This is a genomic window from Bradyrhizobium sp. HKCCYLS3077, from assembly GCF_051167555.1.
Lineage (GTDB): Bacteria > Pseudomonadota > Alphaproteobacteria > Rhizobiales > Xanthobacteraceae > Bradyrhizobium.
On sequence record NZ_JBNPTH010000004.1, the window covers coordinates 444,823 to 465,130 of the forward strand.

The window sequence follows — 20,308 nt, forward strand, 5'->3', positions numbered from 1 at the left end:
GTGACACAAAGCCGGTGGCGATTCACGCCGCCTTCTTCTTCTCCGCGAGTTCCGCCAGCTCCTTGAGAATGTCCGTCGTTCCGGCCAGCCGCTCCTCCGGCGTCTCCCACACCTGCAGGAACACCACCTTCATGTCGGGGCGCACCTTGGCGGCCTGGCCGTGGCGCTTGATGAAGGCGACGAGGCGGTCGGGATAGGCAAAGCTGTTGTCGCGGAAGGCGATGACGGCGCCCTTCGGGCCGGCGTCGACCTTCTCGACATTGGCCCTGCGGCAGTAGTTCTTGATCGCGGCGACCTTGAACAGATAGCGCGTCTCGTCCGGCAGCTTGCCGAAGCGGTCGCGCAGCTCGGCGGCGAAATTCTCGATCTCCTCGTCGGTCTCGAGATCGGCGAGGCGGCGGTAGAGCGACAGCCGCACCGAGAGATCGGAGACGTAGTCCTCGGGGATCAGCACGGGCATGCCGATCGTGATCTGCGGCGACCAGCGGTCGACGGTCGGCTCGGTGATGCCGGCCTTGAGGTTCTCGATCGCCTCCTCCAGCATCGACTGATAGAGCTCGAAGCCGACCTCCTTGATGTGGCCGGACTGCTCGTCGCCCAAAAGGTTACCGGCGCCGCGGATGTCGAGATCGTGGCTGGCGAGCTGGAAGCCGGCGCCGAGCGTCTCCAGCGACTGCAGCACGCCGAGCCGCTTCTCGGCCTGCGCGCTGACCTTGTGGGTCGACGGCAAGGTGAACAGCGCATAGGCGCGCAGCTTGGAGCGGCCGACGCGGCCGCGTAGCTGATAGAGCTGGGCGAGGCCGAACATGTCGGCGCGGTGCACGATCAGCGTGTTGGCACGGGGAATGTCGAGGCCGGATTCGACGATCGTGGTCGACAGCAGGATATCGAACTTGCCGTCGTAGAATGCCGAGATGATGTCCTCGATCACGGTCGGCGCCATCTGGCCGTGCGCGACCGCGACCTTCATCTCCGGCACGGTCTTGTCGAGGAATTCCTTGACCTCGGCGAGATCGTCGATGCGCGGCACGACGTAGAACGCCTGGCCGCCGCGATAACGCTCGCGCAGCAGCGCCTCGCGGATCATCACGGGATCATGCGGGGCGACGAAGGTGCGCACGGCGAGACGATCGACCGGCGGCGAGGCGATGATCGACAGCTCGCGCACGCCGGTCAGCGCCAATTGCAAGGTGCGCGGGATCGGAGTCGCCGACAGGGTCAGCACGTGGACCTCGGCGCGCAGTTGCTTCAACCGCTCCTTGTGGCTGACGCCAAAATGCTGCTCCTCGTCGACGATGACGAGGCCGAGGTCGCGGAACTTGACGGTCTTGCCGAGCAGCGCATGGGTGCCGACGACGATGTCGACCGAGCCGTCGGTGAGGCCCTTCTTGACCTGGTTGAGCTCCTTGGTTGAGACGAGCCGCGAGGCCTGGGCGACGTTGACCGGAAAGCCCTTGAAGCGCTCGGTGAACGTCTTCGCGTGCTGGCGCGCGAGCAGCGTGGTCGGCACGACCACGGCGACCTGCTTGCCGTCGAGCGCGACGGCGAAGGCCGCGCGCAGCGCCACCTCGGTCTTGCCGAAGCCGACGTCGCCGCAGACGAGGCGATCCATCGGCCGTCCCGCTTCGAGATCGCCGAGCGTCGCCTGGATCGCGGCGAGCTGATCCTCGGTCTCGTCATAGGGAAAGCGGGCGCAGAACTCGTCATAGAGGCCGGCCTGCACCGGCATCTTCGGCGCCTCGTGCAGCATGCGTTCGGCGGCGATCTTGATCAGCTCGCCGGCCATCTCGCGGATGCGGTTCTTCAGCTTGGCCTTGCGCGTCTGCCAGCCCGAGCCGCCGAGCTTGTCGAGCTCGACATTGGTCTGGTCGGAGCCGTAGCGCGACAGCAGCTCGATGTTCTCGACCGGCAGATACAGCTTGGTCTCGCCGGCATAGCGCAGCTCGAGACAATCATGCGGCGCGCCTGCGACTTCGAGCGTCTGCAGGCCGACGAAACGGCCGATGCCGTGGTCGACGTGCACGACGATGTCGCCGATGGCGAGGCTCGTGACCTCCGAGATGAAATTGTCGAGCTTGCGGCTGGCGCGGCGCGGCCGCACCAGGCGGTCACCGAGGATGTCCTGCTCGGAGATGACCGCGATCTGATCGGTCTCGAACCCGGTCTCCAGGCCCAGCACCGCAAGCATGGTCTCGTTGCGCGGCGTCGCCTGCACCATGCGCCAGGTGTTGACGCTGGTGACGTGGATCAGCTTGTGGTCCTTCAACATCGAGGCCATGCGGTCGCGCGAGCCTTCGCTCCACAGCGCGATCACGACCTTCTTGCGCACCGACTGCAGCGCCTGGACATGCGCCACCACGGCCTCGAACACGTTGACGGCGGCGTCGTTGCGCTCCGGCGCGAAGTTGCGGCCGGCCCGCGCGCCGATGTCGACGACGCCGGCGCCCTCGGGCACGGCGAACGGCGTCACCTTCGCGAGCGGAACAGCGGCGAGCCGCTCGACCCACTCCGTGGACGTCAGATACAGCCGGTCGACCGTCAGCGGCTTGTAGATCGCACCGCCGCCGGGATGCTCCATCGCCTCGCGGCGAGCGTCGTAATAGTCGATGATCTGCTTGAAGCGCTCCCGCGCCGCGTCCTCGCCCTGCGGCTCGATCACGATCGGCGTGTTCGGCAGATAGTCGAACAGGGTCTCCATCTTGTCGTGGAACAGCGGCAGCCAGTGCTCCATGCCGGGATAGCGGCGGCCTTCGCTGACGGCCTCATACAGCGCATCGTCGCGGTCGGGCGCGCCGAACTCGGCGACATAGCCCATGCGGAAGCGGCGGATGGTGTCGGTGACGAGCTGGAATTCGGAGACCGGCACGAGATCGAGCGAGCGCATGTCGAGAAGCGTGCGCTGCGTCTCCGCATCGAACGTGCGGATCGACTCCAGGCTGTCGCCGAAATAGTCGAAGCGCACCGGCTGGTCGAGGCCGGCGGGGAAGAGGTCGAGGATGCCGCCGCGCACAGCATATTCGCCGCTCTCGCGGACAGTCGAGGCCCGGACGTAGCCGTTGTGCTCCAGCCACGCGACCACCGAATCCATCGGCACGACGTGGCCTGGCGCCACCGACAGCGCCTGCCCCGCCATGGTGTCGCGCGACGGCACGCGCTGGACGATGGCGTTGACCGTGGTCAGCACGATCAGCGGCTTGTCGCTGCCGGCGAGGCGCGACAGCCGCGCCAGGGTCGTGACGCGCTGGGCCAGGATGCCGCCATGCGGCGAGACCCGGTCATAGGGCTGGCAGTCCCACGCCGGGAACTGCATGACGGGCAGATCAGGCGCGAAGAAGTCGAGCGCCCGCGCCAGCTGCTGCATCCGGTTGCCGTCGCGGCAGACCACGGCGAGGCTGACCGCCGGCGGCTTCGGCCTGGCGGCGATCGCACGCGCGAGGTCAGAGACGACGAGCCCCTCGGCGCCCTCGGCGACATTGGCGAGCGTGAGCGCGCGCCCCGGGGCGAGATGCTCGGCGGGCGACTTGACCGGACTCTTCATCAATCGGCGTCCACCGCGCGGAACGCCTTGATACGTTCGAACAGCGCCGGCGTCTGCTCGGGCGGCAACGGCCGGGCGCCGGTGATCGCGGCGTAGAAATCGGGGTCGGAGACCTCCAGGAGCTGCTCGAGCTGGTCGAGCTCGCTCTCGGAAAGCGTCCCGATCTCGGCGTCGGCGAAGCGGCCGAGAATCAGGTCCATCTCACGGGTGCCGCGATGCCAGCAGCGGAACAGCAGCCGCTTGCGGCGGTCGTCTAGGCCTTGGCTCGAACGGGTCGTTCCGGTCATCGCGATCTTCCTGCAGGACAACGCCAAAAGCCCGGACGGTGCCGGGCGCGGTTCATATAGCGGCGCGGGGCGCCCCTGTCAGCCCTCCCGGGGTGCAGAACCGGCATGCCTGGCCGCCTGAAACCGGGAAAAAAGAGGTGGATGTTGTGGCGATCACGGCTATTCCGGCCTGCAAAGCGAATTAAGTGTTCGGTCCATGCGCCCTGCCATCCTCAACCCGCTGTTTGCGCCGGTCACGACCCTGTCGGGAGTCGGGCCGAAGCAGGACAAGCTGCTGCGCTATCTGCTGAGCTGCAGCGAGACGCCGCGGCTGGTCGACCTGCTGCTGCATCTGCCGGCCAGCGTGATCGACCGCCGCAACCGGCCCAAGGTCCGCGACGTCGAGGTCGGCACGGTCGTGACCCTGGAGCTGACGGTCGATCGCCATCGTCCGTCGCGTAACGCCCGCGCGCCCTATCTGGTGTACGCCAGCGACGAGACCGGCGATGTCGTGCTGACCTTTTTTCGGCCCAAGGGCGACTACATCGAGAAGATCCTGCCCGTCGGCGCCAAGCGCTACGTCTCCGGCACCGTGCAGATGTATGACGGCGTGCCGCAGATCGTGCATCCCCACCCCATTCTGGATGAAGCTGCGTTTGCCAAACTGTCAGGAATCGACCCGGTCTATCCGCTGACCGAAGGCCTCGCGCTCGGCTCGCTGCGGCGGGCGATCGCGGCGGCTCTGACCAAGCTGCCGGAGCTGCCGGAATGGATCAGCCCGGAGGTGCTGAGCCGCTGCAACTTCCCGCCGTTGCGGGAGGCGCTGACGCGGGTGCATGTGCCGCAGGAGCTGACGGATATCCTCCCCGAAAATCCGTTCTGGTCACGGCTTGCCTTTGACGAATTGCTCGCCGGGCAATTGGCGCTGGCGCTGGTGCGGGCGCAGCTGCGCCGCCCTGCCGGCAACCGTCATGCCGGCGACGGCCGGCTGCGCCGCAGGATCATCGACGCCCTGCCCTATGCGCTGACCAATTCGCAGGCCCAGGCGATCGAGGCGATCGCGGCCGATCTCGAAAAGCCGGTGCGCATGCTCCGCCTGCTGCAGGGCGATGTCGGCTCCGGCAAGACCGTGGTCGCGCTGCTCGCCGCGGCCGCGGTGGCCGAGGCCGGCAAGCAGGCCGCGCTGATGGCGCCGACCGAGATCCTGGCGCGGCAGCACGCCAAGACCATCGCGCCGCTCGCCGAGCGCGCCGGCATGAACGTCGCCATTCTCACGGGCCGCGAGAAAGGCAAGGAGCGCCGCGACATTCTCGCCCGGCTCGAGGCCGGCGAGATCGACCTGCTCGTCGGCACCCACGCGCTGATCCAGGATGACGTCGTCTTCAGATCGCTCGCGCTTGCCATCGTCGACGAGCAGCACCGCTTCGGCGTCCGCGAGCGCTTGGCGCTGACCTCCAAAGGCGAGGCGGTCGACGTGCTCGTGCTGTCGGCGACGCCGATCCCGCGCACGCTTGTGCTCACCTACTTCGGTGACATGGACATCTCGGAGCTGCGCGAGAAGCCGGCCGGCCGGCAGCCGATCGACACCCGCGCCGTGGCCGACACTCGCCGTACCGAGGTGATTGACGCCGTCGGCCGCGCGCTCGACGCTGGCAAGCTGGTGTACTGGATCTGCCCGCTGGTCGAGGAATCCGAGGCCGAGGGCATCGATCATCTGACCAACGCCACCGACCGCTACGAGAGCCTGCGCGAGCGCTTCGGCGAGCGCGTCGGCCTGGTCCACGGCAAGATGAAGGGCAGCGAGAAGGACGACGTCATGGGCCGCTTCGCAGGCCATGAGCTGCGGCTGCTCGTAGCCACGACGGTCGTCGAGGTCGGCGTCGACGTGCCCGCCGCGACCATCATGGTGATCGAGAATGCCGAGCGCTTCGGCCTCGCCCAATTGCACCAGCTGCGCGGCCGCATCGGCCGCGGCTCGGAGGCCTCGACCTGCATCCTGCTGTATCACGAGCCGCTCGGCCAGATGTCGAAGGCCCGGCTCGCGGTCATCCGCGAGACCACCGACGGCTTCCGCATCGCCGAGGAAGATTTGAAGCTGCGCGGCGAAGGCGACGTGCTCGGCATCCGCCAGAGCGGCCTGCCCGGCTATCGCATCGCGCGGCCCGAGGTGCACGCGCAGCTGATCACCCAGGCCCGCGACGAGGCGCTGCGGATCCTCAAAGAGGATCCCAAGCTGAAGGGCCCGCGCAGCGAGGCGCTGCGCTGTCTGCTCTATCTCTACGAACGCGACGAAGCGATCCCGCTGCTGACGGCGGGGTGATTGGCCGAAAGGGCCTCAACGAACTCCGCTGTCGTCCCGGCCTCCGAGCCGGGACCCATACCCCCAGGCAGCAGTTTGAGGCAGGCGGGCCATTGGCTTTTTCGCGCCTCACAGCCGCCGCGGAGTATGGGTACCGGGTCGGCGCCGCGACGCGCTTTGCGCATCGCAGCTTGCCCGGTACGACGAAGTGAGATGAAGGCTCACTTCCCCTTGCAGCTCTCCGCAAACGCCACGAGCCGCGCCGCCTCCGTCCCCTCGCCCTGCACGTCCGCCGCGATGTGCTCGAACAGCCGGGCAAAGCCCTCGTAGATCAGCGCGGCCGGATGATCATCGCCGAGAAAGCCTGCGATCTCGCGCATCTCGGCGACCCAGCGATAGGCCTTCGGCAACATGTCCGGCAGCGCGCTGCCGAGCCGCGCCTGGACGTGCGGCAGGCTGAGCGCGAGCTCGTCGCGCAGCGCATCCGCAGCGCCGGCGCGCGTGGCGGCCAGCACCATGGCGGCCCCCAATCCCGTCAGGCCCTTGTTGATGCCCGCATAGGACATCTTCAGCGCCGACGCCGCACCGATCGGCCCCTCGATCATGCGCAAGTCCAGCCCGAGCTGCCCGAGCACGGCGACATCGGCCGCCGTCTCACCGCTAACATAGAACGCAGGGCCCTTCGTGCCCGGCTTCGGCGGCAGTCCGATGATGGCGGCGTCGACCAGGCGGGCGCCCGCGGACAGTACGATGTCCTCGATCCTTCGGATGGTCTCGACGTTGACGGCGTTGCAGTCGACGATGACGGGCTTCTTTGCACTCCGATTGATGGCGGTGGCAAGCTGCTCGGCGAGCGCCACGGCTTCGCCCGGCGGCACGATCGACAGGATGATGTCGGCCGCAGCGATCTCGGCCTCGCTGGCGCCGCTCATTCCGGAAGCCGCCGCCCGCGCCTGCGTCGCGGCGCTACGGCCCTCCAGCGAGGTCAGGATCTTGCAGCCATGCTCGGCGAGGCGAGCGGCGATGGCGCTGCCCATGGCGCCGGGCGCGATCACGGCAATGCTGGGGGGCATGAGAACAACTCCGATTCCGACGATGCTCCCGAAACACTATCCGGCTTCGATGACGAAACGGAACACGCGAAAACGGAGGGGCAGCCCTTCCGGACTGCCCCTCACCCTGGCCGTAGCGGCAGTCGCGCCCCCCCAGCGCCTGCTGCTCCGACCGAGCTCAGAACGAGATCTTCAAGCCGCCGCTGCCGAAGAAATCGTCGCCGCCGGTGCGGCCGATGGTCCGTGACACGTTCGCCGTCAGCGCCACGTTGCTCCAGAACGGCGCCACGATTCCGGCGCTCACTCGGCCATAGACGTTATGCGAGGTCGCGCTCGGCACATTCCAGTTGTTGACGATGACCGGCGCCGAGGTCGCGCTGTACTGGATCAGGCGGCCATTGCCGATGATGTCGTCATCGAGCGTCAGGTTGAGATACGGATTGATCGTCGCGCCCTGCAGTTGGAACGGCGTCCGCAACTGCACGCCGACGCTGCCGACCAGGGTCTCCGCCGTCTGCGAACCGACGCTCAGCGTCAGCGCGGGATCGCCGGCCTCGGTGAAGCCGTCGACCTTGGCCCGCGCATAGGTCAGGCCGCCGATCGGACCGAGCTTCGCGGTGCCGGCGTCAAACAGATAACCAGCCTTGCCGGCGACGACGAAGGTCGTGCCGCCGGGATTCGAGGTGATGGTGTCGACGACACCCGGCCGCGTGTTGCGATAATCCTGATGGCCGATCGTGGCGAGGCCCTGGGCAAACAGGTTGCTGCTGGCCCAGGCGCCGTAGAATCCGAACTGATAGGAGTTCGCATCCGTCGTGCCGGCATTGCCGAACAGCCGCGCCTTCGGGTTGGAATAGTCGAACGCGGTGCCGAGCATCGCGTTCGCCGACAGGCGATATTCGACTCCGATGGTGCCGCCGACGCTGTCGAGATTGAAGCCGTTCGCGGCGACGTTGCCCTGCCTGTCGCTGATCCCGCCATTTCCCTGCATGTAGAACGACCACGGATTGACCGCCGCGAGCGGCGGCGCTTTCACAGAGGGCGCCTTGGTGACAGCCGCATAGGAATTCATCGTCGACGGCGAAAAGCCCGCGGTCTCGCGGAACTGATCGAGCTTGCCGAACAGGGTCGAGGCAAAGCCCATCGCGGTGATCGACGCCACGTCCCCTTGCGGGGCGAAGGTCAGCGGCGCGTTGAGGCGGTTGACGATGTACTGGCCCAGCACCTCGAAGCCGTGCGAGGTCAGGTGCACGCCGTCGACATAGAACAGATACTGGTTCTGCAGCGCAGGATTGCCGATGCAGGCGACCGGACAGGCGCCGACATTGCTGAAGCCGTAGCGAGACGGATTGGCCTGGATCAGCGAGCCGATCAGGCTAGTGTCGACATATTCGACGCGCACGCCGGAGCGCGCGACGCCCGCGAGCGAGGCCTGCATCAGTGCATTGTAGGTCGTGCTGTAGAGCTTGCCGGTCGGGGCATTGGCGTTGCCGACGGCTTCCGGCAGCGTGCTGACATCGCCGGCCGTGAACACGATGCTGCGCGCGCCGGCGCCGACCAGTGCGTTGATGCCGGTCATCGCCTGCTGCGCGGTCACGGCAGCCGCGACCGGCGCGCCGGCGAACGAGCCGCCCGCGCGATAATAGGCCCGCGCATCATTGCCGCCGATCGAGATCTCGACGAGGTCGGTCGACGAGATCCTGCCGGAGAAGCCGGTCAACCCGCTCCACTCCTGGACAAAGCCGGGAATGCCGGGACCGGCGACATTGGTGGTGCCGCTGGTCGCGCCGCCGATCGCGTAGTTGAGCTGCGGAATGCCGAGCAGCGCCGAGGTGGTATCGACGAAATTGGTGCCGCCGCTGAAGCGGCCCGTCGGATACAGCGGCAGCTTGCCGAGACCGCCGGTGAAGGTCCAGAGATTGCCCGTGTCGGCGTAGCTGTCACCGAAAGCTTGAATGCGCGTGTAGGTTGTTTGGGCCGATGCCGGTTCCGTCTGTTGCAGCCACGCCCCCGACAGCACGATCGCCCCCACCAACGACGCCTGACTCATACGCCTCATCACGCGACTCCCTACGCCTTACTTTTGTTTGTTTGATGTTTCCATGGCGGCGGATTAGGACACCACCGACCCTAGGTTGTAGGGCCGCGGACGGCGAAAGGCTGTGCCTTCGCGGCATCATCATGCGGCGCAAAATACCGCTCTCCGCACGACTGCTAGCTGGCCGCACGTCACAAAACACTGCTGACAAAATTGGGCAGGAGGCCGCGCTATGTCCGGGGCCGGGACGCCGACCTCGGCGCCGACAGCGGAGACTAACCCATGCCCGACTTCAACTTCCTGATCCTCTATGTCGACAACCCGCCGAACAGCGCGGCGTTCTATTCGGGCCTGCTCGACCGGCCCGTGCTGGAGCAGTCGCCGACCTTTGCGATGCTGCCGCTGCGCGAGGGTGTGATGCTGGGCTTGTGGTCACGGCACACGGTCGAGCCGGCGGCCGCTGGCGGACCGGGATGTGGCGAGGTCGCGTTCGCTGTCGGCGATGTCGCCGAGGTCGAAGGCCTGCACCGGGACTGGAAGGCTCGCGGCCTGCCGATCATTCAAGAGCCGACGCGGATGGATTTCGGCACGACCTTCGTCGCGCTCGATCCGGACGGGCATCGCCTGCGCGTGTTCGTTCCGCAGGATGCGGGCTGAAGCATGCGACGGTCCAGACGAACGCTTCCTTGAAACAGGTTGTTTAGAGTTCGCGCCATCACCACCGCTGTCATGCTCCGCGAAAGCGGGGCATCCAGTACCGTGGCGGAAGAGATTCGCTGAGGTGTCACGGCGTACTGGATCGTCCGCTTTCGCGGACGATGACGGCCGGGGTAACGTGATCACCGTGCAAGGGCTTCGAAAAACGCTCGTTTAGTCGACCTTGGCCGGCTCCGGCTCCAGCTTCGGCGATGGCTGTTGGGCCGCCGTGTTAGCGAGGCGCGCGGCGTTCGCCGTGCTCGCGAGCGCGGCGACCTTCTTCTGCTGATCAGATCCCGGCTGCACCACGCCGCAGGACATGATCAAGGTCGCCGCATCCTCGGCGCTCATGTCGACTTCGATGATCTTGCTCTTCGGCAGATAGAAGAAGAAACCGGTGGTCGGGTTCGGCGCGCAGGGCAGGAACACGGAGATCTGCTCCTCGTCGCCAGGTAGCCGGTTCGCGACCTCCTCGCTCGGCGGCTGCGAGATCAGCACGATCGACCACATGCCGGGCGACGGGAACTCGACGAGACCGACGCGGCGCAGGCTTGAGCCCTTGCCCGAGAACAGCGTCTCGAACACCTGCTTGAGGCCGCGATAGACGGCGCGCACCGCAGGAATCCGTCCCAGCAGCCGCTCGCCGAGATCGACCAGCGTGCGGCCGATCAGGTTCGCGGTGAGGAAGCCCAGCAGCGTCAGGCCGATCACGGCGACGATCAGCCCGGACCCGGGCACGCCGAACGGCAGGTAGGTCTCCGGCCGGTAGGCGAGCGGAACGAACGGGCGCACCAGCCCGTCCACCCAGGTCACGAACCACCAGGTGATGTAGAGGGTGATGGCGACGGGCCCGGCGACGACGAGGCCGGTCAGGAAATAGTTTCGGAACCGAAACATCAACCCGTGGTGGCTTTCCGGGGGGACTTCGGTCAGGGAATCAGGCTTTGGCGGCAGGTCGTCGCGGGAACTCATGCGGACTTCCGGGTCGGATCAGATCTCAGGTGGGTGTCTTAGCAGATTTTTGAAGGACCAAGGCCCTCTTTCCGACACACCGCACGCTTTGGCGCCGGCGTGTGACCCGCCCACCCCTGCCCCAAGGCCGCCAGTGGCCCGCGTGCTTGCAGCATGTTCTCGACAGCCCCCTCAAATCCCTCCAGCATCCGCACTCAGGCGCTGCGCAGCGGCAGGGCGAGACCGACGGCGACGAAGATACCGCCGCAGACCTGATTGAACCGCCGGCCGACCCGCGCGAGCCACGGCCTGACGCGGGCGGCCGCGCTGGCGATGGCGACCTCGGTGATGAACTCGGTGATCGTATAGGTCACGGCCACGATCGCGAATTGCAGGCCGAGGCTGCGGGCGGGATCGATGAATTGCGGCAGCAGCGCGCTGAAGAACAGCAGGCATTTCGGGTTCGTCGCGGCGGTGAGGAAGCCCGCGCGAAACAGCGAAGGCCCGGTGGCGGTCACCTTCTCGCGGCCGAGGTCGACTGCCACCGGCGGCGAGCGCCACAGTCTGATGCCGAGCCAGGCGAGATAGAGCCCGCCGACCCATTTGAGGATGACCAGCCAGGTGATCGAGGATTGCACGAGCGCGCCGATGCCGAACATGCACAGCGCCATGATGAGGACGAAACCGATCAGGCCGCCGGTGATCGTGAACAGCGTCCGGCGCCCGCCGTGCAGCGCACCGTGCGTCAGCGCGAGCAGGCCGTTCGGCCCGGGTGTCAGCGAAATGCCGATGCTCGTGAGCAGGAACAAGAGCCAGGTGTCGAGAGCCATCGTGTTTCCCGTGATGGACTGGGCCGAGCGACCCGCCGCCGGAGTCATCCGGCACACGCTGATGTCGGATTGTCAATCAGATGGCAAGCGACGGAGTTTGCTGCGACTGCTGCGCAATCCAAAAAACGATCGCGCGCTCGCGCCTCGATAACCGGTGAGCTCGAATAAAAACTGGTCTCGTCCCGGACAAGCCCGACAACGCAACAGCGTTGGCGGGCGCCGATCCGGGACCCATACTCCCAGGATGCGGTTTGGGGCAGGCTGCAGCTGACAGCGCAGCCAACCATGAAGCGCGGTGGTTATGGATCCCGGCGTTCGCCGGGATGACACTGAATGTGCGGAGGCCGCGTCGCAACTAACGCCTCCGGCTTCAAGGCGATGCGAGAGCATCGTCCTGAAACCAGCCGCAAGCGGTGCCCTACTCCACCGTCACCGACTTCGCCAGATTGCGCGGCTGGTCGACGTCGGTGCCCATCACCACGGCCGTATGGTAGGCCAGAAGCTGCACCGGAATGGCGTAGACGATCGGTGTGAAGGTCGCGGCCATGTCGGGCATGGTGATCGTCACCAGCGACTCCACGGTCGCCTCTTCCGCGCCCTTGGCGTCGGTCATCAGGATGATGTTGCCGCCGCGGGCGGCGACCTCCTGCATGTTCGACACGGTCTTCTCGAACACCTTGTCGTACGGCGCGATGACGACGACCGGCATGGTCTCGTCGATCAGCGCGATCGGGCCGTGCTTGAGCTCGCCGGCGGCATAGCCCTCGGCATGGATGTAGGAGATCTCCTTGAGCTTCAGCGCACCTTCGAGCGCGAGAGGATACGACGTGCCGCGGCCGAGATAGAGCACGTCCTTCGACTTGGCGATCTCGCGCGCCAGCTTCTCGATCTGGTGCTCGGTCGTCAGCGCCGCCGCGATCAGGCGCGGCACCTCGACGAGGCCATGCACCAGCTTGGTCTCGTCGGCCTCCGACAACTCGCCACGGCCGCGGCCGGCGGCAATCGCAAGCGCCGCGAGCACCATCAACTGGCAGGTGAAAGCCTTGGTCGAGGCGACGCCGATCTCGGGACCTGCGAGCGTCGGCATCACGATCTCGCTCTCGCGCGCGATCGTCGAGGTCGGCACGTTGACGACCGACAGCGTATGCACTCCCTGCGACTTCGCGTAGCGCAGCGCAGCCAGCGTATCGGCGGTCTCGCCCGACTGCGAGATGAAGATCGCGAGATCGCCCTTGCGCAGCGGCGCCTCGCGATAGCGGAACTCAGAGGCGACATCGAGCTCGACCGGCACGCGCGCGAAGCGCTCGAACCAGTATTTGGCGACGAAGCCGGCATAGCTCGCGGTGCCGCAGGCCGTGATCGAGATGCGCTGAATGTCCTTGAAGTCGAACGGCAGCCGCGCCGGCAACATCACGCGCTCGGTGCCCATGTCGACGTAGCGCGCAAGCGTGTGGCCGACGACCTCCGGCTGCTCGTGGATCTCCTTGGCCATGAAGTGGCGGTAGTTCGCCTTGTCGACCAGGAACGACGACGCGCCCGACTTCAGCACGTCGCGCTTCACCACCGCGCCCGAGGCATCATGAATGATGCCGGACTCGCGGGTGATCTCGACCCAGTCGCCATCGTCGAGATAGCTGATCGTGTCGGTGAACGGCGCCAGCGCGATCGCGTCCGAGCCAAGAAACATCTCGCCGTCGCCATAGCCGAGCGCCAGCGGCGAGCCCTTGCGGGCGCCGATCAGCAGATTGCCATGGCCCTTGAACAGGAAGGCCAGCGCGAACGCGCCCTTCAACTGCGGCAGTGACGCAGCCACCGCCTGCTGCGGCGATTGCCCCTTCGAGAGATAGGAGTTCACGAGGTGGACGACCGTCTCGGTGTCGGTCTCGGACTCGAACGCGGCGCCCTGCTTTTCCAACTCGGCGCGCAGTTCGCGGAAGTTCTCGATGATGCCATTGTGCACGACTGCGACACTGGCGGTCGCGTGCGGATGCGCGTTGCTCTCGGTCGGCTTGCCGTGCGTCGCCCAGCGCGTATGACCGATTCCGGCATGGCCTTTCAGCGGCTCTCGCTCCAGCCGCTTCTCGAGATTCTTGAGCTTGCCCTCGGCGCGCCGCCGCTCCAGATGATCGCCTTCGAGCGTCGCGACACCGGCTGAATCATAACCGCGATATTCGAGGCGCTTGAGGGAATCGACGAGATGCTCGGCGACCGGCCCGCGTCCCAGGATCCCGATGATTCCGCACATCCGCGTTAGTCCCCAAATCGTCGAGAGAGATTCAAATGCGTGGCATTGTCTTAACGAAAACCGCGCGCTTTCAGGATTCAATAATTATTGCGGATTGCGACAGGGTTAAGTGGAAGCCTTAACCGCGCCGGCCAATGCGCAACTCCGGTTCGATGCGGAGGCGTAGCTGAACGCTGGCTTAACGCCCGATCAACGCTTCCACGGCGACACTGTCGTGTCGGAGAGGACGCCATGACCTACAACCGCCGCCCAACTGATCCCAAGGGGACCACCTCGCTCAGCCTGTCGCACCCGTCCGGAAGCCATCTGGCTCACTGGCCGCCGCCGACCATGGGGCATGAGCTCAAGCCGATGCCGATCAGGCATCACACCAATGAGCCGATCAAGCACGCCACCCGCCGTGGCTGGCGGCTGACGCGCGAGATGTTCGCCGAGTTCCTCGACGAAAAGGACTGACGGCGAATCTCATTTCTTGGAGCGCGACTTCGCGCTCCGGAAACGCGCGGCCGCGCCTTCCTTCGTGGTCTGCGGGCTGCGCTCCAGCGCCAGCGCATCATCCGGCACGTCGCGCGTGATCACCGAGCCCGAACCGATATAGGCGCGCGCGCCAATGCTGATCGGCGCCACCAGCGATGTGTTGGTGCCGATGAAGGCGCCCTCGCCGATCCGGGTCTTGTGCTTGTTGAAGCCATCATAATTGCAGGTGATGGTGCCCGCGCCGATGTTGGAGTTGGCGCCGACATGCGCGTCGCCGATATAGGACAGGTGGTTCACCTTTACGCCGGGCTCGAGCACCGCGGCCTTGGCCTCGACGAAATTGCCGATCTTCGCGCCGTCGCCGAGCGAGGTGCCCGGCCGCAGCCGCGCGAACGGGCCGAGCAGCGTGTTGCGGCCGAGCGTCGACTGCACGATGTGGGAAAAGGAATGCACGACGGCGCCGTCGCCGATCGACACGCCCGGCCCGATCACGACGAACGGTTCGATCGTCACGTCCCGGCCGAACGTCGTGTCGGCGGACAGATAAACGGTCTCGGGCGCGATCAAGGTCACGCCGGCGTCCATCGCCGCGCGGCGCAGCCGGGTCTGCATCACGGCCTCGGCCTGCGCGAGCTGCGCCTTGGTGTTGATGCCGCGCACCTCATCCTCCGAGGTCTCGATCACGACAGCGTCGAGGCCCTGCTCGCGCGCAATCGCGACGGCGTCGACGAGATAATATTCGCCCTTGCTGTTGGCGTTGCCGATCTTGTCGAGAATGGCCAGCGCCCGACGGCCGTCCATCGCCATCACGCCGGCATTGCATAGCGTGATCGCGCGCTCGGCCTCGCTTGCGTCAGCCTGCTCGCGAATCGCGACCAGCTTCGCCCCATCCATCAGCAGCCGTCCATAGCCGGTCGGATCGGCCGCGCGGAAGCCGAGCACGGCGAGCGCCGCGCCGTGCGCGAGCGGCGCCCGCAGCCGGGCGAACGTCCCGGCCGTGATCAGCGGCGTGTCGCCGAACGCGACCAGCAGATCGTCGGCGCCCCGTGCGATCGCGTCCCGGGCAGCCAGCACCGCATGCGCCGTGCCGAGCCGCTCACGCTGGACGAAGATGTCGGCATCAAAGCGCAGCCGCCGTGCTTCCTTTTCGACCGCAGCGTGATCAGGCCCCACGACGACGGCGACGCGGGCGCCCTCTCCTGACGGTGTGGCCGCCAGGACATGGGCGAGCAATGATTCGCCGGCGACGGGATGCAGCACCTTTGGAACGCTCGTGCGCATCCGCGTGCCCTCTCCCGCCGCGAGCACGATGGTCAGACTGGAACGAGCGGTCATCAAACACCCCGGGAGATAGCTGAGCGGCACATGGGTCGAAGTCCTGGGCCGGTGTCTTCGGCCGCTGTCATAAAGCGTTTTCCGCCAGCGGCAAACCGCACCGGCTGAAACCTATGCGGGTTTTCCTGTTAATGTCCGCTTCGTGATTCGATTAAGGCAGGTTCATGGCTAAGGACTCCCACAAATCAGTCGTCGCGCATGGAGCTGAGAAGACGGGCGGATCGCTGTCCGGACTGTTTGCGGATGAAAACGACTTCGACCGCCGCGCGATGTGGCGGCTCGGCTGGTGGGGTGCGGGCGCGGTCGGTGCCGTCGGCTTGGCCGTGTTCGCCAGCCAGGCCGCACAGGGATGGCGGCACGACCGTATTTCCGCGGCCGAGCTGTCGCGCCAGGCGCAACTGCTGCAGTCCTTGGCCCGCGAGACGCAGGGCGAGGCCCGCCAGCTCGGCGCGGCCATCGAGACGCTGAACAGCGACCGCGACCGCCTTTACGCGCGTGTCACCGTGCTCGAGCAGGGACTGGACTCCGTCACCGGAGCGCTCGCCAAGCAGAGCGCCCAGGCGAGCGCACCGCCGCCTGCCGCGAGCAAGCCTGCGCCTGCCCCCCAGATCGCGACCGTGGAGACGCAGCCGGCGCCCGCTCCGGCGCCCGGTTCCAATGCACCGGCTCCATTGCCGGCCTTTGCCAATGCCTCGCCGTTCATGCCCATCCCAGGCGGAGCCGCCGGGCTGAGCCAGCCGGCCACGCCATCGGCGATGGCGAGCGCCGACCGGACCAGCCGGGAACCGGCAAAGCCGACGTCCGCCGCCACGCCCGCTCCCGCTTCGCCCGTGCCTTCGGCAGCGACGGTCGCACCTGCGCCCGGCAAGCCGGCCGAACCGGACAAGCTCGCGAAGGCGGAGCCGGCGGACACTGCCAGCGCGAAAAGCAGCGATGCGGCCGAGACCCCCGTGACCGCCGTCGAAAAGACCGAGTTCGCGGTCGATCTCGGCGGCGCCAACTCGCTTGCGGGCCTGCGCGCGCTGTGGCGGGACCTCGTCAAGACCAACGCCGATCTCGCCGCGCTCCGGCCCATCGTCATCCTGAAGGAAGGCCGCAGTGGTCCGGGCATGCAGCTGCGGCTCGGGGCTGGTCCCCTGGGCGATGCGGCGGGCGCAGCCAAGATCTGCGCCGCTCTTGCCGAGAGCCAGCGCCCTTGCGAGACTACCGTCTATGACGGCCAGCGCCTGGCCATCCGGGACGAGCCCGAAGCGGCCGAGCCGGCCAAGCCGGCGACCCCCGCGGCCGCCTCCCAGAAGTCATACCAGCAGCGCCGGCGCCCGCCCTCGCCGCAGGCCCAGCAGCGCCATGGCAAGCGCGAGGAGCCGCCGGCGCCTGCCGCGGCCCCTCCGCCGCCGCCGGCTGAAGCCCCGAAGCCCGAGCAGCCCTCGACGCTGTCGTCGTTCTTCCGCCGCTCCTGAAAGCTCAAATCATCGAGGTTCCGAAGACGGTTGCAGCGGACTGTGAAAGCAGTCCGCGAACCGGCTTTGCGGCTTGTCGATAGCTTCGTTCCGCAGCATAGTCCCGCGCATGAAAAAGACCCCGTTCCGCCTCTCGCCCTATCAGGTGCAATGGCTCCTGATCGTCGGCTTCGTCACCGTCGGCTATGCCCTCTATTTGCGCTATCTCGCGATCGAGCTGTCGAGCGTTGCGCTTGCCTGCGACGCAGGGATGCAGACGCTCGCCTGCAAGAGCCGGGCGGTCGCGACCACGCTGTTCAAGAATTCGGTGTTCGGCGCCACCGCTCTCGTGATCGCGGTGCTGCACGTGATGCGGCCGTCGATCGTGCTGCTGACCGGCGGGCTCATCGCCGCCGGCCTTGGCATCGTGCTCTACAACATCGTGCTGTCGGGCCTGGCGATCGGCCTGCTCATCCTCGGCTTTGCACGGCCCGCGCCCGCCACAGCGTAAACGCCAAGGTCAGGTACATCGCGCAGGTCCACAGCGCCTGCCAATTGTCGCGGCCCTCGTTGTAGATCACATAGACCGAGGAGATCGCCAGCAGGCCGGCGAAGCTCGCTTCCGCGATCGGCCGCGGGCCGTCCGCCGGCCGGTTGCCGAGCAGCATCGCGAACGGCACCACGGCCATGGTGAGGCTGGCGAACGGGAAGTCGCGGTAGCGCGGATCGAAGACGAAGCCGAGCGCGGTCTCGGCCGCGATCAGCACGGTCACCACCAGCACCAGCCCCAACGCATAGGTCAGCTTGAGCTGCTTGCGGCCGTCATTCGGCCCGAGCAGGTCGAGGAAGGTTGGCAGCGGCCGGCCGGCCATGATGGCGTTGGCCGCCAGGATCGGCGCCAGCACGCCGGCCGCGAGCAGCGCGCCCCATTGCAGCCAGCCGCCGATCCCGAGGCTCTCATAGAACATCTTGTCGGCCGCCATGCCGAGCAGCACGCCGCCGGTGGTCGCGGAAATTCCGACCCCGATCCAGGCCGAGATGTGCGGCGGCCAGGGCCGGCGGCGCACCGTCAGCCAGCCGGCGAGGAAGACGATGAAGGACAGGATCATGCCGGCGCCCATCTGCATCTTCCACAGCGGATAGTTGCTGACGGGCTCGCCCGGCGGATATTTCAGCGCGCGCGTATCGTCGCTGATCAGGCCCCAATAGCCGCCCACCGTGCCCTCGAGCTTGCGCTTCCACGGCTGGTCATAGGCCTCGATCAGGTTGACGCGGAAATTCTCGCGCTTGGCCAGCGACAGGATCTCCGACACCACCCGCGCCTGGTTCGCGCGCGACGGCAGCGCGCCCTCGCGCATGCGGCCCTCGCTCGGCCAGCCGGTCTCGCCAATCAGGATCTCCTTGCCGGGAAACGCCACGCCGACCTGCTGGCGGATGGTGTCGACATGGGAGGCGGCGAATTTGGCGCGCACCGGGATGTCCTCCCAATAGGGCAGGATGTGCACGGTGACGAAGTCGACGATGTCGTAGAGCTCGCGGTTGCGCAGCCAGAACTCCCAGACGTCGGCATAGGTCACGGGAACCTGGACCTGCGCCTTGACGCTGCGGATGGTCGCGGCGAGGTCGGCGGTCGTCATCTCGCCGCGCAACAGCACTTCGTTGCCGACGACCACGCCGGTGATGACCTTCGGATAGCGCTTGATCAGGTCGACGGCGATGCCGATCTGCTGCTGGTTCTTCAGCTTGTTCGAGCCGAGCCAGATGCCCTGGATGACCTTGATGCCGACGCGGGAGGCGATCGCCGGCACCTGGTCGAGGCCGTTCTCGATCGAATAGGTGCGCACGCATTCCGATATCTTGGCGAGTTGCACCAGATCCTGCTCGATCTGCTCGGCATCGATATGCGTGGTCGGATCGAGCGGGCTCTGCTGGCCGCGGAACGGCGCGTAGGAGACGCACTGCACCTTCGAATCGAGCTCGATCGGCGCGCGGGCGAGCGTGATGGGCTTGGCCAGCCACCACCAGGCCGCGGCGATGACACCCAAGGATACGAGCAGAAGCGCCAGCGGCGTAGGAAGGGATTTCAGTTCCGTGTCTCCAGGCAGGTGGTGTCGATTACCCGGTCGGCGGCGATCTGCCAAGTAGGCGATCGAACAGGCGATGGGCTAGGCGATCCGCGGAGGCTGACGTGGCGCCCTCCCCGTCTCCAATCAGGCCTTTACGATGCGGCGAGAAAGTTGGCGCGTTGCTGGACAAAATCCGAGATTCCGGTCATTGGGAATCCCCGGTTGATCTGCCCGTCGCGCTCGAAGTTCTGAGGTGCCGTTCATGCGCCCGTTAGGAACGTCATTTTAGGAACGGCATGCGACGGACGGAATCAACCTCCCGCCGCAATCGGGGCCGATTTGATCGGCATCAATACTGCGTCCCCCAGGGGACGGCATGAAGGCAACAATCGGGGAATTTATGGGTCGACGCGTGCTCCAGTCCAAGTTTTCGGTTTCGCGCCTGGTTGCGGCCGTGGGCCTCGCGGTCCTGGTCGGCGTCCCCGGCGCCTTCGCCCAGAGCGGCAACGATCACCCCCAGGACCAAAAGCCGCAGGCATCTAGCCCGGCCGATCTCAAGGAAAACCAGCGCAAGGCCGATGAATTCAACGAGGCCGCGCAGGCGCTGAGCGGCGGACCGGCCGGCAATCCGGAATGCGTCTGGCTCGGCCGGCGCGTGGTGCAGCTGATGTACCGCGACGACCTCGATACCGCCTTCCGCCACCTCGACCTCTATGACCGCTTCGGCTGCCCCGGCGGCCACATCCAGGCGTCGTTCCGCTGCCTGACGCGCTTCGTCGGCCAGATCGACGACAAGGTACCGAACTCGCTGAACAACCATGTGCACACCTGCTGGGTGAACCCGGAAGCCAAGCCGCAGGTCGCAGCCGCGCCCGCGCCCGCCGCGACCCCGGCGCCCGCCGGCTCGCCGCAGGCGGCCCAGCCGGCCGCGCCGCAAGCCGCGCCCTCGCCGCAGCCGGCCAAGCAGTAAGCCTGCCTCAGGCGCCCCTGCCCGGCCTTGCGCCGGCAGGGGGCGTTGCGGACGAATCGCGGCCCCGCCGCAGTTGTCTATTCGCGCTGCAGCGTTATCGTGTCGC

The 20,308-nt window shown here is 66.9% G+C and carries 15 protein-coding genes; 6 read left to right on the plus strand and 9 right to left on the minus strand.

The window, feature by feature from the left end; genetic code table 11:
- Positions 1-22: 22 nt before the first annotated feature.
- A complete protein-coding gene (gene mfd, locus ACQR0Z_RS18210) occupies positions 23-3,538 on the minus strand; it encodes a transcription-repair coupling factor (RefSeq protein ID WP_434919563.1) in 3,516 nt (1,171 codons plus the stop codon).
- Positions 3,538-3,825 carry a succinate dehydrogenase assembly factor 2 gene (locus ACQR0Z_RS18215; RefSeq protein ID WP_434919564.1) on the minus strand — a complete coding sequence of 96 codons (288 nt, stop codon included), beginning with the start codon at positions 3,823-3,825 and terminating at the stop codon, positions 3,538-3,540. The genes mfd and ACQR0Z_RS18215 overlap by 1 nt, the downstream gene beginning before the upstream one ends.
- A gap of 196 nt (positions 3,826-4,021) precedes the next feature.
- Between ACQR0Z_RS18215 and recG the strand changes: the two genes are divergently transcribed.
- Positions 4,022-6,124: an ATP-dependent DNA helicase RecG gene (gene recG, locus ACQR0Z_RS18220; protein ID WP_434919565.1), complete on the plus strand. Its 2,103-nt coding sequence runs from the start codon at positions 4,022-4,024 to the stop codon at positions 6,122-6,124.
- 200 nt (positions 6,125-6,324) lie between these two features.
- On the opposite strand, the gene ACQR0Z_RS18225 is transcribed toward recG, so the two are convergent.
- Entirely contained in the window at positions 6,325-7,176 is an 852-nt protein-coding gene (locus tag ACQR0Z_RS18225) for a DUF1932 domain-containing protein (protein WP_434919566.1), read from the minus strand.
- 157 nt (positions 7,177-7,333) lie between these two features.
- Positions 7,334-9,214 carry an autotransporter domain-containing protein gene (locus ACQR0Z_RS18230; RefSeq protein WP_434919567.1) on the minus strand — a complete coding sequence of 627 codons (1,881 nt, stop codon included), beginning with the start codon at positions 9,212-9,214 and terminating at the stop codon, positions 7,334-7,336.
- Between the two features lie 261 nt (positions 9,215-9,475).
- On the opposite strand from ACQR0Z_RS18230, the gene ACQR0Z_RS18235 reads away from it, so the two are divergent.
- Complete coding sequence (locus ACQR0Z_RS18235) at positions 9,476-9,850, plus strand: VOC family protein (RefSeq protein ID WP_434860789.1); 375 nt, start codon at positions 9,476-9,478, stop codon at positions 9,848-9,850.
- A gap of 213 nt (positions 9,851-10,063) precedes the next feature.
- Here the strand turns inward: ACQR0Z_RS18235 and ACQR0Z_RS18240 are convergent, their stop codons facing one another.
- From ACQR0Z_RS18240 to glmS, 3 genes are all read right to left on the minus strand, one after another.
- Entirely contained in the window at positions 10,064-10,861 is a 798-nt protein-coding gene (locus tag ACQR0Z_RS18240) for a DUF502 domain-containing protein (protein WP_434919568.1), read from the minus strand.
- Between the two features lie 194 nt (positions 10,862-11,055).
- The gene (locus tag ACQR0Z_RS18245) at positions 11,056-11,670 is read right to left on the minus strand and encodes a LysE family translocator (protein WP_434860791.1); all 615 of its coding nucleotides are present in this window, start codon (positions 11,668-11,670) and stop codon (positions 11,056-11,058) included.
- A 418-nt stretch (positions 11,671-12,088) separates the two neighbouring features.
- The gene (gene glmS, locus ACQR0Z_RS18250) at positions 12,089-13,915 is read right to left on the minus strand and encodes a glutamine--fructose-6-phosphate transaminase (isomerizing) (RefSeq protein WP_434860792.1); all 1,827 of its coding nucleotides are present in this window, start codon (positions 13,913-13,915) and stop codon (positions 12,089-12,091) included.
- Positions 13,916-14,146: 231 nt separating this feature from the next.
- On the opposite strand from glmS, the gene ACQR0Z_RS18255 reads away from it, so the two are divergent.
- A complete protein-coding gene (locus ACQR0Z_RS18255) occupies positions 14,147-14,371 on the plus strand; it encodes a hypothetical protein (protein WP_434860793.1) in 225 nt (74 codons plus the stop codon).
- A gap of 9 nt (positions 14,372-14,380) precedes the next feature.
- Here ACQR0Z_RS18255 and glmU read toward each other — a convergent pair whose 3' ends face one another.
- Positions 14,381-15,727: a bifunctional UDP-N-acetylglucosamine diphosphorylase/glucosamine-1-phosphate N-acetyltransferase GlmU gene (gene glmU, locus ACQR0Z_RS18260; RefSeq protein ID WP_434919569.1), complete on the minus strand. Its 1,347-nt coding sequence runs from the start codon at positions 15,725-15,727 to the stop codon at positions 14,381-14,383.
- A 164-nt stretch (positions 15,728-15,891) separates the two neighbouring features.
- Between glmU and ACQR0Z_RS18265 the strand changes: the two genes are divergently transcribed.
- Together ACQR0Z_RS18265 and ACQR0Z_RS18270 are read left to right on the plus strand one after the other, a co-directional pair.
- Positions 15,892-17,187, plus strand: coding sequence for a hypothetical protein (locus tag ACQR0Z_RS18265; protein ID WP_434919570.1), 1,296 nt, complete (start codon positions 15,892-15,894; stop codon positions 17,185-17,187).
- A gap of 109 nt (positions 17,188-17,296) precedes the next feature.
- A complete protein-coding gene (locus tag ACQR0Z_RS18270; protein WP_434860796.1) occupies positions 17,297-17,677 on the plus strand; it encodes a hypothetical protein in 381 nt (126 codons plus the stop codon).
- Here ACQR0Z_RS18270 and ACQR0Z_RS18275 read toward each other — a convergent pair.
- Positions 17,637-19,211, minus strand: coding sequence for a beta-(1-6) glucans synthase (locus ACQR0Z_RS18275; RefSeq protein WP_434860797.1), 1,575 nt, complete (start codon positions 19,209-19,211; stop codon positions 17,637-17,639). The two genes, ACQR0Z_RS18270 and ACQR0Z_RS18275, sit on opposite strands and share 41 nt — an antisense overlap.
- A 421-nt stretch (positions 19,212-19,632) precedes the next feature.
- Between ACQR0Z_RS18275 and ACQR0Z_RS18280 the strand changes: the two genes are divergently transcribed.
- On the plus strand, positions 19,633-20,202 hold the full coding sequence (locus ACQR0Z_RS18280; protein WP_434860798.1) for a beta-1-3, beta-1-6-glucan biosynthesis protein: 570 nt from the start codon (positions 19,633-19,635) through the stop codon (positions 20,200-20,202).
- Positions 20,203-20,308 lie beyond the last annotated feature (106 nt).